The organism is Leptolyngbya sp. Heron Island J (assembly GCF_000482245.1).
Classification (GTDB): domain Bacteria; phylum Cyanobacteriota; class Cyanobacteriia; order Phormidesmidales; family Phormidesmidaceae; genus Leptothoe.
Window position 1 is genome coordinate 114,941 of sequence record NZ_AWNH01000008.1, and the last position, 14,946, is coordinate 129,886.

12 protein-coding genes are annotated in these 14,946 nt (G+C 50.3%); 9 read left to right on the forward strand and 3 right to left on the reverse strand.

The genetic code is table 11. The features are described 5' to 3' along the window. The 6 genes from N836_RS41570 (at window position 1) to N836_RS0136825 (ending at window position 6,985) form a co-directional block, all read left to right on the forward strand. Window positions 1-525 carry a CIS tube protein gene (locus tag N836_RS41570; RefSeq protein WP_023070432.1) on the forward strand — a complete coding sequence of 175 codons (525 nt, stop codon included), beginning with the start codon at window positions 1-3 and terminating at the stop codon, window positions 523-525. A 57-nt stretch (window positions 526-582) separates the two neighbouring features. Next, a complete protein-coding gene (locus N836_RS41575; protein WP_023070433.1) occupies window positions 583-2,286 on the forward strand; it encodes a VgrG-related protein in 1,704 nt (567 codons plus the stop codon). 58 nt (window positions 2,287-2,344) lie between these two features. Beyond that, the gene (locus N836_RS76885; RefSeq protein WP_023070434.1) at window positions 2,345-2,800 is read left to right on the forward strand and encodes a PAAR domain-containing protein; all 456 of its coding nucleotides are present in this window, start codon (window positions 2,345-2,347) and stop codon (window positions 2,798-2,800) included. A gap of 14 nt (window positions 2,801-2,814) precedes the next feature. After that, a complete protein-coding gene (locus tag N836_RS41585; protein ID WP_023070435.1) occupies window positions 2,815-3,240 on the forward strand; it encodes a GPW/gp25 family protein in 426 nt (141 codons plus the stop codon). A 19-nt stretch (window positions 3,241-3,259) separates the two neighbouring features. Beyond that, window positions 3,260-5,620 carry a putative baseplate assembly protein gene (locus tag N836_RS41590; RefSeq protein WP_023070436.1) on the forward strand — a complete coding sequence of 787 codons (2,361 nt, stop codon included), beginning with the start codon at window positions 3,260-3,262 and terminating at the stop codon, window positions 5,618-5,620. A gap of 186 nt (window positions 5,621-5,806) precedes the next feature. Then, window positions 5,807-6,985: a phage tail protein gene (locus N836_RS0136825; protein WP_023070437.1), complete on the forward strand. Its 1,179-nt coding sequence runs from the start codon at window positions 5,807-5,809 to the stop codon at window positions 6,983-6,985. Here N836_RS0136825 and N836_RS78015 read toward each other — a convergent pair. The 3 genes from N836_RS78015 to N836_RS41600 are packed head-to-tail and all read right to left on the reverse strand — an operon-like array spanning window position 6,949 to window position 9,589. Next, complete coding sequence (locus N836_RS78015; protein ID WP_327058679.1) at window positions 6,949-7,098, reverse strand: DUF6760 family protein; 150 nt, start codon at window positions 7,096-7,098, stop codon at window positions 6,949-6,951. The two genes, N836_RS0136825 and N836_RS78015, sit on opposite strands and share 37 nt — an antisense overlap. Before the next feature lie 14 nt (window positions 7,099-7,112). Next, the gene (locus N836_RS41595) at window positions 7,113-7,487 is read right to left on the reverse strand and encodes a hypothetical protein (RefSeq protein WP_023070438.1); all 375 of its coding nucleotides are present in this window, start codon (window positions 7,485-7,487) and stop codon (window positions 7,113-7,115) included. After that, a complete protein-coding gene (locus N836_RS41600; protein WP_161634918.1) occupies window positions 7,484-9,589 on the reverse strand; it encodes a tetratricopeptide repeat protein in 2,106 nt (701 codons plus the stop codon). Before N836_RS41600 ends, N836_RS41595 begins: the two co-directional genes overlap by 4 nt. Window positions 9,590-9,601: 12 nt before the next feature. Here N836_RS41600 and N836_RS41605 point away from each other — a divergent pair, with 12 nt between their 5' ends. From N836_RS41605 to N836_RS72730, 3 genes are all read left to right on the forward strand, one after another. Beyond that, entirely contained in the window at window positions 9,602-10,927 is a 1,326-nt protein-coding gene (locus N836_RS41605) for a DUF4255 domain-containing protein (RefSeq protein ID WP_023070441.1), read from the forward strand. Next, complete coding sequence (locus N836_RS41610; RefSeq protein WP_023070442.1) at window positions 10,924-12,903, forward strand: ATP-binding protein; 1,980 nt, start codon at window positions 10,924-10,926, stop codon at window positions 12,901-12,903. The genes N836_RS41605 and N836_RS41610 overlap by 4 nt, the downstream gene beginning before the upstream one ends. 225 nt (window positions 12,904-13,128) lie before the next feature. Next, window positions 13,129-14,874: an eCIS core domain-containing protein gene (locus tag N836_RS72730; protein WP_023070443.1), complete on the forward strand. Its 1,746-nt coding sequence runs from the start codon at window positions 13,129-13,131 to the stop codon at window positions 14,872-14,874. The last annotated feature ends 72 nt before the right edge of the window (window positions 14,875-14,946 follow it).

The following is a 14,946-nucleotide window of genomic DNA, read 5'->3' on the forward strand; positions in this document are numbered from 1 at the left end:
ATGAGCAATCAATCCAAGTTAGAAAAAGCCAAACTGAAACCTCTGCAGGGTGAAAATGCCAATGAAATTGTCTTTATGTTTAACCCTAAGGAACTGTCCTTTACAAATCAGGTCAACACCTCGGATAATCCCGGCTCGCGGGTAGCCAAATCGGGCCGTCCCCACGTCAGCTTTAGTGATCTTCCTCCCAAACAACTCGTCATTAAGGATATCTGGTTTGATACCTATGAGACCGGTCAAGATGTTATCGACACCTGTCTTAAACCCTTTATTGAATCGGTTAACTTTAGCGACAAAAAAGAACGCCCTCCTATCTATCGCTTTACCTGGGGTCCCCATGACTATCTGCAGTCATGCTTTATCCAACAGCTGAATTACCGGCTAACAAAGTTTATGCCCGATGGCACCCCTGTGCGGGCTGTGATTGAAAGCCTGGGATTAAAAGAGACCGAAAAACCCTCAGATAGTAAATCAGCCACGAATAGACAACCTGATCCTGGAGATACTCGCCAAAGCCGCTCATGATTGTTTTGCCCCTATTGTCAATGACGTAGTGTCAATCACCCAGCTTTTCCATACTTTATGCCAGTTAGTAATCGCTCTCTACCCAGTATTAAAATTGACAATGAGGATGTCGCCAAGGACATCCTTGAAAATATTCTGCAGGTGATTATTGAAGAGAGCCTCCATCGCCCCAGTCTGCTGACCCTGGTCATCCGTAATGATTACCAGCCCGGCGTTTCTAACGATGATCCCTGGGAGCGACAAAAACCATTTCAGATTGGCAAAACAATTCAAATTGGGTTTAGTCCTAGCATCCCCAACGCTGAAGCTAAAAAAGAATCATCAGAAGAGATTCCCTACCTCTTCCATGGAGAAATTACCGGGTTAGAGACCCAATTTACCGAACAAACCCAGGCTCCGATTATTATCCGCGCCTATGACCATTCCCATCGGCTTCATCGCGGTTATCATAATCGATCCTTTCAGAATATGACCGACAGCGACGTCGTTGAAAAAATTGCCGATGAGGTAGGTATTAAAATCGACCAGCTTGACAACAGCGGTGAACCCCACGACTATATCTTCCAGGAAAATCAAACCAATATGGCCTTTTTACGCCAACGGGCTGCTCGCATTGGGTTTGAGCTGTTTATGTATGATGGCAAACTCAATTTTCGCCAACCCAAGTCTGAAGAAACCCTGGAACTGACCTGGTTAGATGATGTGCGCAGTTTCCATGTTCAACTCACTAGTGCAGAGCAGGTCAAGTCTGTAGAGGTACGCGGCTGGGATTACACCACCAAGGAACCAATTGTTGCCACTGCCGATCAAGAAAATCTGCTTACCCAGATTGAGAGTGAAGAAGAGTCTGGCACTAAAGCTAGCCAGGCCTTTGACAAACTGCAAGATCCTAAAAGAATTGTGGTCGACCAGCCTGTCTTTAAACGCAAAGAAGCTGATGCGATCGCACAGGCCCTATGCGACGAAATTAGCGGACAATTCGTCATGGGTGACGCCATGGCCGCAGGCAACCCAGAGATTCGTCCCGGTCGTATGGTCAAACTGCAAGCGCTAGGCCCCTATACCGGTGAATATTATATTACTGAGACCCGGCACGTTTACATCAATCGCGTTTACGACACCGAATTTAGCGTGCGCGGCTTACGGGGAGGAGACTTTGCCGAGCGGCTCACATCGGCACCTCCCTTAAAGCCAGGACAGACTCTCCTGGTAGGCATTGTCACTGATAACGAAGACCCTGACGAGCTGGGTCGGGTCAAAGTCAAGTTCCCCACCCTGACCGAAGACCACAACAGCAACTGGGCACGAGTTGTGAGCATGGGCGCAGGCAACAGTCGCGGTTTTGACTGTCTTCCTGAGATTGACGATGAGGTTTTAGTCGCCTTTGAACATGGGGACATTCATCGACCCTATGTATTAGGCGGTGTCTGGAATGGCGCAGACGCACCGCCCAATACCGTTAGCAAAAATGTACAGGATGGCAAAGTCCGTCTAAGAACAATCCAAACCCGCACGGGGCACAAAATTCAGTTTGTCGAAGAAGATCAGGATACAAAAGCAGGGGTGTATGTGGAAACCAAAGCGGGACACAAACTACAGATGAATGACAGCGAACAGTTTATGGAATTAATTACCAAGGGGGGACACCGACTATGTTTAAGTGACAAGGATAAAAGTATTGTTATGGATTCCAAAGGAACAATTGAAATTAAAGCGGCTGGGAATATTTCTGTCAACGGCGCAACGATTATGTTGAATTAAACGATCAGCAACATTTAATTAAATTCTGATTGATTATTTACTAGAGGAGCCTTGAAACATGCCAGGTCTACCTGCAGCTAGATTGGGTGATGCGACAGCCCATGGCGATCCCCTAAAACCTGGACCCTGCAGCTCTAACGTTTTTATCGGTGGCCAAAAAGCCTGGCGTGCCCTGAGTCCAGCCATGGTAAAGGCACTGTTAGATCAAGCTGAAAAAGCCGCAAAAAGCACCGCTGCAGCAGGTGCAGCTACAACAGAGGCAGAAAGGGCCAAGCATATGGATGATTTAGCAGATGCGGCAGAAGCAATGGCTAAGATTATGGCATCTACAGATCAACATGCCTGCACCGTTATAAAACTCCTTATTCCAGACGGCAATGGAGTTGTCACTAAAGGTAGCTCCAGCGTTCTTATCAATGGGCTACCTGCTTGTCGTGTAAATGATCCGATTCAAGAAATAACCAGTATTAATAGCATCGTCGCCGGAGACCCTACTGTCTTAATTGGAGGCTAACAGGAGATATAACAATGGCGCTCACCAACGACTTCTCACCTCCTCATATTGGCGCGGGTCTTGCCTGTCCCATTCATACCAATGCCCAGGGCAGCTTTCAGCTGAGCCAGGGCACCCGCAACCTGGAAGAAGCCATTAGCATCATCCTCAGAACACGGTTAGGCGAGCGCGTATACCGCCCCAATTTTGGGTCTCGGCTATCAGAACTGGCCTTTGAACCCATGAACACCGAAACCCTCTCGCTGATTCGCCTGTATGTGCGAGAAGCCATCGAACTCTGGGAACCCCGCATTGACCTGATCGACATCCTGACAGAGCCCGACCCCAGCACTGGCCAAGTCAATATCACCATTTTGTATCAACCCAAAGGCAGTTACGATACCCGCAGCATGGTCTATCCCTTCTACCTGATGCCTCCCGAATCCCTCACCAACCTCTAGCCCTCCCGCCTCTATCCCCATGTCCCCCGAGTCCCTCACTACCACCGACTACCTGCCCGATCTCCCCAAGGCTAACTTGGATGATCGCACCTTTGACGAACTGGTAGAAGAATGTTTGCTCCGCATTCCTCGCTACTGCCCTGAGTGGACAAACTACAATGCGGGCGATCCGGGTGTCACCCTGATAGAGCTATTTGCCTGGCTGGTGCACCAAATGCTCTACCGCTTTAACCAGGTGCCCACCCGTCACTATGTTGCCTTTTTAGAATTGTTAGGGATTCGTCTGCAGCCGCCAGTACCTGCCCGCACCAAGGTAACCTTTTATCTAACCAAGGCCCAAGCGACGACAAAAGTCATACCAGCGGGTACCGAAATCGCTACAGTGAGGACCGAAAATCAGCCTGCGATTGTATTTACTACGGACCAGCCTCTGGTGATTGGTACACCCCGGATCAAACATTTGCTGTTAGGCCTAGAACCCTTGTCATGCCCTACTGATGGAGAACTCGATAATGTCCTCCGCAGCAATCAAGATTCAGCTAATCTGGAAGTCTCATTACAGTTATTTAAGGCTTGTGATGTTGGTAACTGCGCGTACTTTGTCCTAGATGTCGATATACCTGACCAGAGTGAGACTAATATCAGTAATCCTGGTGTTGCTGACTCCGAAACTACTGGCTCAGAGACTGTTAACCAAATCGCAGGGAATGTGCTCGCCTTTAACTTTAATGGCCCAGCTGCTGTTACCACCGGTATCGACCCCAACAATCCTCCCCTGAGCTGGCAATATTGGGATGGTAGCGATTGGCAGGATGGTATTCTACGGGAACAAACCGATGACAAAACCAAGGGCTTTAGCTTTGATAAGCTGAGCCAGGGGGGACCAAACCCTGAGGAAGAGGGAGCCGATGTCATCCTACACTTGCCCCGGCAATGGGCCGAAACTACCTTTGGCAACTACACAGGTCACTGGATTCGATGTGTCTATACTGCCCCAAGAAGTACTCTTAATCAGAGCAACATTCAGCAGTTTAACTACCAGCGTTCACCCGAAATTACTGGAGTAGCCGTTCGCGCTATTGGTGGTGTCACCCTGGCCAGTGAATGTGTCAAACTTAAAACAGAGCTTTTGGGAGTGAGTACCGGCAAGCCAGGACAGGTATTTGAACTTAGCAAACGTCCGGTTTTACAACGTCAGCCCGCAACAGAATATATCGAAGTTCACCCCCTTAATGCCCCCTCGGAATCGTGGCAAGAAGTTAAACATTTTGGTGCATCCGGAGCCGATGATCCCCACTACCTGATTGATAATGCCAGCGGGACGGTGCAATTTGGCCCCTTGATCCGGGAGCCCAACCAGCTACAGAAAAAGATTTACGAACGAGCCGCCATTCAATCCTGGGGGCGGCCTAGCCGTATCCGTCAGTCAGTGACATCGCTGGCTGAATCAGACTATATGCCAGCGGTTTTAGAACCTATAGATCGCTTAAACGAACGTCAGTATGGCAAAGTTCCTCCCATTGGTGCAGAGATTTATATGACCACCTATCGTGTGGGCGGCGGCAGCGGTGGCAATGTCTGTGCCGGGGCCTTAAGGGTTTTAAAGTCCTCTATCCCCTATGTCAAACAGGTGGTCAACTATGAACCAGCCGAGGGTGGTCGTGATGCTGAATCCCTGAACCAGGCCATGATTCGGGTTCCTGAAATTCTCCGCACCCGAGAAACAGCCATTAGCCCCGAAGATTTTGAACGCACCGCCCAACAGTTTGACTTAGGCCGCGCTGTTTACTTTGCCCACTGTGTCCGGGCTCCTCATCTCACCACCCCCGGTGTGATCCGTTTGTTAATTATTCCCCAGATCAAAATAGAATCATTTGACCAGGGGCTTCATCCCGACCAGCTGCAGCTCCACGATACCTTCAAACAGTCTCTTCAAGACCATCTCAATTTACATCGAGCGTTGGGCATTCGAGCCACCGTTGAGCCGCCTAACTATGTGGGTATTCAGGTATCCGCCGAGATCTATCTGCAGCCCCAATATCAGCAGTCAGCAGATTTGGGATATCTCCAACAAACCTTTATTAAGCAGCTGTATGAGTTTCTTAACCCGATTACCGGCGGCTTTGATAAACAGGGTTGGCCGTTAGGACGGGCGGTGCAGGCCTCTGATGTGATTGCCCTTTTACAAGATTATCCTGAAGTCCGCTCCGTCGGTCAGGTACAGCTATTTTGCTGGCGACGCTACCATCATCAAGACACTGTCGGCTGGATGCGAATTCCTACTGCTATGGTTACTGTGCCCCTGGGAGAATTGGAAATGGCTACCTCATGGCAGGATGATACCAATCCGGGGCACGCCATTACGTTTATGTCGTTGTGATTGGTGGTATGTGCCGAGGTGGGACTTCGGCGTGAGGCTTCGACGGTGAGGCTTCGACGGTGAGCGCAGCCGAACCCACAAGGCGCAGCCCCGAAAGGTTTTTCTATCAGTCTTCTCACTCTCAGTTTCTCCTACCCCTTCACCTCTACTAACAGTCTCTCCCTACACTGCTTTACAAACTAGCCGATGGTTTCCTTGCCGCAGCCCAATGTTGACCTCACCGTAGCGACGCCTTCCCCAATTGATTGGAAGAGTGGCTTAAATGGGGCTGCGGCACCCGCGCCAGGGGAAGTGTTGCTTATACCCGGTAAACTAACAGAAGTCACGGCCAGGGTTAAAAATAATAGTCAACAGGCGCTATGGGTGAGTGTGGGGGTCCAGGGTGATTTCCCAGAGAGTTGGTTTACGCCTGAGCTACCCCCTGGGCAGCCGCGAAATGAAGAGCCTCGACATGGGATCTGGCGTGAGAATGTTGAACTTTCTAGGCAGCAGTCACTCAGGTTTGGCACCGATTATTTTGCACTACAACCCCGAGAAACGGTTTCTATCAACCTGGGGTTTACGCTACCGAGTCGTTTTTTTGAAGATCCTGAGGCGTTGCGAACTGAGCAGTCGGCTATGCGATCGCACCCCACCTTAAGCTACGGCAGTGAAATCTTTCTCCACCAGACCGATGATCCCGAGCAGAGTTCAGCCGTCCAGCTGATCGCCTACAAAACCCTGCAGCTCTACCCCCGTCCTGAGCGCATCTATCAAAAATTTCTGCCCGAATTTTACCAAGAGTCAGACTTTCTCGGACGTTTTCTCAACATTACCGAACAATCCTTTGAACCCGTCTACGAGACTACCGAAACCTTTTGGGCCTATTTAGACCCGCTACTCACCCCTAAAGCGCTAGTCCCCTTTTTAGCCCACTGGGTCGCCTGGCCCATGAACCCCAGCTTAACCCTGAGCCAGCAGCGACGGCTGATCCGCCATGCCGTAGAGATTTACCAATGGCGAGGCACCGCCCGTGGTCTCAAGCTGTGTCTGCATTTGTGTACAGGGCTAGAGCAGCAACAAATCGAAGTGCTTGAACCCGATGAACGCGAGTTTGCCATCGGCGAGATCACCCTGGGTGACCAACCCAGCCTGGGCGGCGGCAAAGCCTATCATTTTGTCGTCATACTCAACCCTGACAGTCAGGAACAGTTAGCCAGCCTGGACGAAACCGCTATTCGTACCCTGATTGAACAAGAAAAACCCGCCTTCTGCACCTACACCCTGGAGATTTCACCCCTAATCACCCCAGCCGATCCAACCGCCACCTCAACATCTCCCACCCCCCATCACCCCATCACCCCATCACCCCCATCCCGCCGATGAATCCCCATAGCCGACTGACACCACCGCCGCCGACTCACATGGTTAAGCGCCAAAATACTCTCCAAGGACCAATGAAAGTGATACGCAATACAGGCTACCTCCTCTCGCAGCATTTCTGAGGGGTAGCTCAGAGCTTTCCCGACGGGGTTAGCTCCACATTAAAACGATGCTGACACTGGGGACACTGGGCCGTCAGCTCCGGTGTAGCCCCCTGGTGCACCTGTTCATAAAACAGCTTTAAATATTGAAAATCCGGTCTAAACAGATTTTCCAATAGTTCCGGTGTAATCGTCTCTAGGTCACCCAGTTGTTCAATCACCTGGGATAGCATCACGAAGGTACTGTAGCTTGGATCAGATTGTACGATCGGGTGCTGCCCACAAACAATTTCATCCTTGGCCGTCGCCAGACGCATTCGTCCCTGTCGATGGAGATTGCCCTGATTGTCAATCAGTCCCTTGGGCAGAACAAATTTAAAGCTGACAGGAAACAAACTGGTCATGGCAGGATGGGGAGAGAAGCAGGTAGAGGAGAAGAAGGGGGAGGAGTTGGGGCAGGCGGAAAAAGCTGAGTACACTGGCTAACATCGACGGTGGAGGCACTGACAAATGGTGCCCCTTCGGTGCTAAGCGTAGCCATTAGATTCCTGTGACGTTCAGCTACCAGAGTGTTGTCTGGGGCAGCATTCAGTAATAGCTCATAGTACTGTAGAGCCGTTTGGGAACAGCCTGCACGGTCTAATACCTCTCCCTGTCTAATGGCGATGTCAATATTGTCGGGGGTTACCATGGCAGCACGCTGTAAAGCTTCCCAGGCAATGGGCAGCTGATATCCCCTCAGCGCATCGTCCCCCAGTTTGTACCATGCCGAAGCTAAGTCCGGTTGTTCAGGGTCCAGCTCATTAGCCTGGGTAAGCGCATCTAGAGCATAGCCATAGTTACCTACGGCGCTCTGGATTAGACCTGAGTTATACCAGATCTCATAGGACTCGGGTGCAAACTGAGTGGCGCGTTCTGCATAGTCGCCAGCTTGCCAGAAGCGGCCGCGATCGCCAGTGGCATGGAGTGCGATCGCAAAGTTAGACCACAGCCTGGCCAAAAAATCATCACTGACTAGCTGTCCCCCCACCAGCTGCGGTTGCCAGTCCGCCAACACCGCTTCCGCCCGCTGGTAGGCCTCAACAGCGGCTGTATGGGCACCCAGATCCAACAAAATTGAACCCTGATTAAACGCCGTAAACACCCGTCGCCTGTGAAATAAAATTGGCGACTCCTGATAGGAGCGATCAAAGGTTTCTGTTGCTAACGTTTCTAAAATATCTTTCTCTTTGCTGTACGCCGTAGTAATCGCCACGGTGGCCTCATGCAGTTGTTCCAAATGCCAGAGACTCACCGCTCGATTGTTCCAGCCCCCTGGATAGTCTGGCAGTAGCGCTACCGCTCGGTCAGCAGACGCCAGCGCCCCTTCATAATCCCCTGCCCCCACCTGAGCCGCACTGCGCTGGCTCCAGGCATAGCCCGGCCCCAATCGATCCCATTTGCCATTACCGGCTAAGGCCGCATCACAGGCCGCTAGGGCCGTTTCAAAGTCTTCTAGCTGATTGAGCACACCACACTGATGGGCCAGGGCCAGGGAATAATCTTCTACCAGGGTAATGGCTTGTTCGTAGGAGGTCAGCGCCTGGGCATAGCGCCCCAGTTGTTCTAACGCTAATCCCTGTTGAAACCAGAGAGTTTCAGTATCAGGCTGTTGGGCCAGAGCCTGCTCATAGGCAACAACAGATTCTCCTAGGGTACAGCCCCGATAGCTATTGCCCGCGCCGCCACTATACCCCAGCTCAGCCGCCACAGCACACTGGCCCGCCCGCGCCATCACATTCTCTGGATCGACCCTAAGGGCACGGCCATAGGACCCCAGTGCTGTTTCTAACCGCCCCATGGTTTGCAGTGCCAGACCATGATAGTACCAGGCCAGAGCTGGAGAATCAGTGCCCCAGCTACCATTGATCGCTAAGGCTTGTTCACAGGTGGCGATCGCATCGTCCAAGCGGGATAGCTGCACATAGGACGCACACTGATAGGCCAGTGCCACCGACTCACGTGGAGCCACCTCCAACACTCGATTGTAAGAGCCAATGGCATCCACATATTGCCCCAGCTCAAATAGAGCCCGACTGCGGGCCGACCACAGTTCTAAATTATCTCGCTTACGTTTAAGACCAATGGCGGTCTCACAAGCTTCCAGGGTTTTCTCATAGTCCGTATCCTGACTTAACAGCAAACACTGCTCAGCCCAAAAGTCAAAATCTTCTAACTCAAACTCGGCATCCTGTGCCCAAACGGGCGTTCCCAAAACTGTTAACACCCACAGCGGAGTTAGCCAACGGAACCAACGGCTACCCATAGGAGATTTGTACCAATTATTCTCACCAATCCTAAAGTAATTGTCTATGATTAGCCACAAATCTAAAGCTATGTATGGATTTTCTCGACAGCTGCGAAAGTGGGTCGGTTTCACCGTTGTAACTAGAGTTGGGTCAGGGGCATGCCTTGTGGGTGCCCTGACAATGGCGATCGCAAAGGGAGACAAGGCGGATGGAGACAAGGGAGGGTGCCTATGAGTAATCATCTTGCGATCGCAACGGTGACAGCCGTACTCAACAAGCTATTGCAAGAAGGCATTTCTCAGGATGTGCCCGGTGCTCAAATTACCACCCAGCGACCCGATGCACCCGGTGGCAATGTTGCTGGTGCCCGGATCAATGCATTTCTTTACCATGCTACCCCCAACACCGCCTGGCGCAATGCCGATATTAGAACCCGACGTCCCAAAGGAGACTTAGTTAAACACGGTCAGGCCAGCCTGGACCTCCACTATATTCTCACCTTCTATGGTAATGAACAGCGGTTGGAGCCTCAGCGACTAATGGGCAGCTCCATCCAAACCCTGGTGGATAGTCCCTTAATTACCCAAGAGATGATTCGTGAAACAGTCTCTAGCTCAACTATCCAGGAACTAGAAGGCTCCACTCTGGCAGAACAGGTGCAGCTGGTAAAGTTTTTCCCCAGCGACATTACCACTGAAGAACTATCGCGGGTATGGTCCGTCTTTTTTCAAATTCCCTATTCTTTATCCTTTGCCTATCAGGCAACCGCCGTCGTCATTCAAGGTCGAAAGCCAGGCAAATCGCCGTTACCCGTACGCAGTCGCCGTTTCTTTACCTCTCCTGTGCGGCCTGTGTTGACTAAGGTGAGCACCCCTGGCAGTCTCAATACCCCCATCACCTTAGACAGTCATTTGTTTTTGCAAGGACGACAGCTGCAAAGTGGACAAACCAGTAATCAAGACAATATTAAAGTGCAAGTGCAGCTGGGACAGGCGCGACTCACCCCTCAACACGTGAGCAAACAACAAGTAGAAATCACGCTACCTACCCTGTCATCAGCTGAAAAAACGCAGCTACGAGCTGGTGCCCAGGGTATTCGCGTTGCCCATGTGGAAACCGTTAGCGACAATGGTAACCACAGCCAAGACTTTTCAATTTTGTCGAACCTGGTACCAATCATTCTGTGCCCCACAATTCTCTCGGCAGTCGAAAATGAACCCCCATTTGCCTTAGATTTGACGGAAATTGATGATGGCGTTTATGACGGACAGCTAAGTTTAAGGGTTGATATTACCGTAGCTGCCCATCAGAGTACCTATCTGTTATTAAACGATCAAGAGCGCGACACTCAAGTGTATGTGGGCAAGGGAGAACGTCGAACAACCGATACCAACTGCCTCACCTTTCCCTTAAAAGAAATACGCACAGGCACCTATCTAGTCAGAGTCCAAATTGACGGGGCAGAAAGCCCTCTAGAGGTAGATTCACCTGAGTCTGAAAATCCTATGGTACAGCGCTATATTGGCCCAACGGTAACAATTGGGGCAGCCATATGAGTAGCGCTAGAAGTCAATGGCTAAACGAAAATCAACAGTATCTGAGTGCGGCTATCACCATAGTAAAAGCTCGCCTGGTCGAGCGGTTGCGACAGGCCTCCATGGAGCTGTCTATGTTGTCTCATATCCCGTCTGTAGATGTCGCTCTACAACAGTTTGAGACTTTAGAGATACCTCAACACCCACCTGCTTTTGAGCAATTATGTAATCTCTGTCAGCTATCGTCTTTTGAGCAAGGGGTCTTGCTACTCTGCGCGGGCATGGAGCTAGACGCCACTTTTGCCCCTATTTTTGCGGCACTCCATGGAGATGCTCAACGCAATTATCCCACCTTTAGTCTGGCCCTGGGAAATCTGCCAGAGCCCAGCTGGAGCGCATTATCGACAGATGCACCCCTGCGTCACTGGCAGCTTGTGGAGGTAGGTCCAGGTCGCGCGTTGACCTTAAGCCCATTACGGATTGATGAGCGGGTAATACACTTTCTCACGGGTAGTAATCCTTTAGATGAGCAACTGGTAGGAATCGTCAAACCGCTGGCTGATGCAGGTGAACTGGTGATATCTCATCAGCGACTGGCTGACAGGCTGGTGCAGACTTGGAGAAGAACTCATCCTGTATTACAGCTGTGGGGCGGAGAGGGGTGCGATCGCGCCGCCATTGCCCAAACCGCCGCCACCCAACTGGGGCTAACGTTGCATCGTCTAATTGCCGAGAGCTTACCCACAGCAGCCCTCGACCTCAATCGATTAGCCCGTCGCTGGCAGCGAGAAGCCATCTTTAGCCAAAGCGGACTGCTACTGGAGTGGACAGGTAATCCTGAGCAGACGAACACCATCAGCTGTTTTATCGAAGACGTGTCGGGGCTGATGATCCTCTCTAGCCCCACCAGACAACAACTCACTCAGCCCACGGTCACCTTTGAAGTAGACCTACCCACCCCAGCTGAGCAACAGCATCTGTGGCAAGTAAATCTGGGCACTGCAGCTGTAGAACTCAATGGTCACCTGCAGCAGATCACCAGCCAATTTAATCTCAATGCTCCCATGATTGCGTCCGCCTATGGAGAGGCGCTGGGCCAGATCGATAACCAGGCAGATAATCAAACCAGCCTTCTGCCCCATCATCTCTGGCAAGCCTGTCGCAATCAGGCTCGCCCTCGCTTGGAGTCTTTGGCCCAGCGCATCCATGCCAGGGCCACCTGGGAGGATTTAGTATTACCTGAGGCTCAAATCGTTAAGTTACGAGAGCTAGAATCTCATCTGCGCCAGCGGGTTAAGGTGTACCAAACGTGGGGATTTGCCGGGCAAAATGGACGGGGCTTAGGGATGACAGCCTTGTTTGCTGGGTCCAGTGGGACAGGTAAAACCCTGGCAGCTGAGGTGCTGGCAAATATGCTGGATCTAGATCTCTACAAGATTGATCTGAGTGCGGTGATTAGTAAATACATTGGCGAGACCGAAAAGAATCTCAGCCGGGTCTTTGATGCCGCTGAGACAGGCGGCGCAATTTTACTATTTGACGAAGCTGATGCCCTGTTTGGTAAACGCAACGAGGTAAAAGACAGCCATGATCGCTATGCCAATATTGAGGTGAGTTATCTCCTGCAGCGGATGGAATCTTATCGGGGGCTGGCAATTCTCACTACGAATTTACCGGATGCTATCGATCGGGCGTTTATGCGACGGATTCGGTTTATGGCGCAGTTTCCCTTTCCAGACTGGTCTGAACGCACCGCCATTTGGCAGCGGATGTTTCCGGTTCAGACACCGACAGATGGCCTAGACTTTAGAAAGTTGGCTCGTCTGAATGTGGCAGGGGGCAATATTCGTAATATTGCACTGAATGCAGCATTTTTAGCGGCTGATGATGATGAGCCTGTGCAGATGCACCATTTGTTGCAGGCGGCTCAGCGGGAGTATGGAAAGCTTGAACGGTCGATTACGGATGCAGAGGTGAAGGGATGGGTGAGAAGTTAGTTTGGCCTGTTTTAGAGACTGTAATACCAGTGGTTCCCCTTGGCAAGGGGAACCGTCAGGGAGGGGTTTCGGTGTTTAGCGCTAGCAGTCGAGACCTCTCCGCCTACGGCACCTCCCTTTGGTAAGGGGAGGACGTTATCCACCTAGTTTTTCATTGATTAATTACCCAATTTATTTTGATTTTCAAGTTGTTTTGAATCGATTTTTCTAGTCGGAGTTTATCCCATGGCTTTTACTCCTAGTACTGCAAAGTCTAAATCAGCTCCTGTGAGCAACGCCAATGTACAAAAGCAAACGCTTCGAGGTTTTGGTGATCAGGCTCTTGATGAGGCTCAAGAGCCTGATGTACAAACGCAGTTAGACCATGCGATGCAGTTTGGCCATGGGGTGTCGCAGCCAATTCAACAACAGGCGGAACCAAGTTTAGAAGAAGACGAGGAGACATTGCAGCGGCAGGCTGAACCTGGTTTAGAAGAAGAGGAAGAAGAATTACCGGTGCAGGCAAAGCTTACAATTGGCCATCCGGGGGATAAGTATGAACAAGAAGCCGACCAGATGGCTGCCAAAGTGATGGCTATGCCTGACTCAGCTGTACAGCGGGAGGCAATGCCAGAAGAGGAAAAGGAAAATCTCCAGATGAAGCCTACCCTACAACGGCAGGCAGTGTCAGAAGAAGATGAAGAGACGCTACAGGCAAAGCCTCAGGTGCAGGCAAAGGGGGGCACTCCGGCGGCACCTGAAAATTTTGAGGGGCAGTTGGCCAGTCATAGAGGTGGTGGACAACCGCTATCAGATCAGACACGGGCGTTTATGGAGCCACGTTTTGGGGCGGATTTTAGTGATGTGAGGGTGCATGAGACCGCGGATTTGGCCAATGTGATTCAGGCGCAAGCGTTTACTCATGGGCAGGATGTTTATTTTAATTCGGGAAAGTATAATCCGGGGTCGAGTGGGGGAAAGGAGTTGTTGGCGCATGAGTTGACTCATGTGGTGCAGCAGCAAGCGATAAGAGCTTCGTATGTACAGAGGCAAGCGAAGCATCAATCAAGTCCATATGTTGTGATCGATTGCGAATCTTGGCATGTACGTAAAGAGCCTAATCGATACAGCTCTAATAAACCAATTCAAACCTTAAAGCGTGGACAAAGAAAAAAGTTGACTCCTGACTGGGGGACCCATGAGCATAGAGCAAAATGGTTTAAAGTCTTACACTTAGGTAAAGAAGCTTACATTTACAAGAAGCCATGGATAAAAGTTGTAAATGCTGAAGATAGTAAAGGTCCTTGCGAAGATAGAGTATGTAAACGGAAAAATGGTTGGTATGGTCATCCACTTCAACTCTTGTATGAAACTCCTGAACAAAAGTCAGAGCAGGGTATTAGTGTATTTGGAGCTACTCCAGAAGAGCTAAGTTCTATCAGTGATACGCTATCCTTGTTGCCTTCTTCTAATTACAGTTCTATTCCTAGAATAGTAGTTACAGAAGCTCTGAACGGTGGGAAAAAGACTGGAGGTGGGACGATAACAAAGAGTGACGCAGAAAGGCTTATGAGGAAAAAAGGCACTTTTCGTCAATTAAGTGAAGAAACAGGATGGAAGCAACTACCTAGGATTGAGCTAACACGAGATAGCTTTAGAAAAGCCCAGAAGAGAGCGAATAATCGTGATAAATTAGACTTAAAAGTTGGAAGAACTCCTGTTCCTGGAAAAATTTGGGATACGCTACTTCATGAGACTGGTCATGCTGTGGAAAAAGTATACGATATTAAAAAGCACATCAGGATTGATAATTTTCCGAACACATGCTATGGGGGCACGAATAAGTCTTCAAGATGTGGCAAGGAAAGAGAACGTTTTGCCGATGCGTACATGAAGTACTTTACTAAAAAGCACAGCCTGAAAAGTCCTGAAAAAGAAACGATTGAAGAAGTCTTAAAGGATGTTGAGGAGCAATATGGTTCTTCTCGATGAAAATGCAATTGCTATCTTGTTAGACTAACGCACCGCCTTCACAGCTTTTGGGAAACCCCATAAAACTGAAAT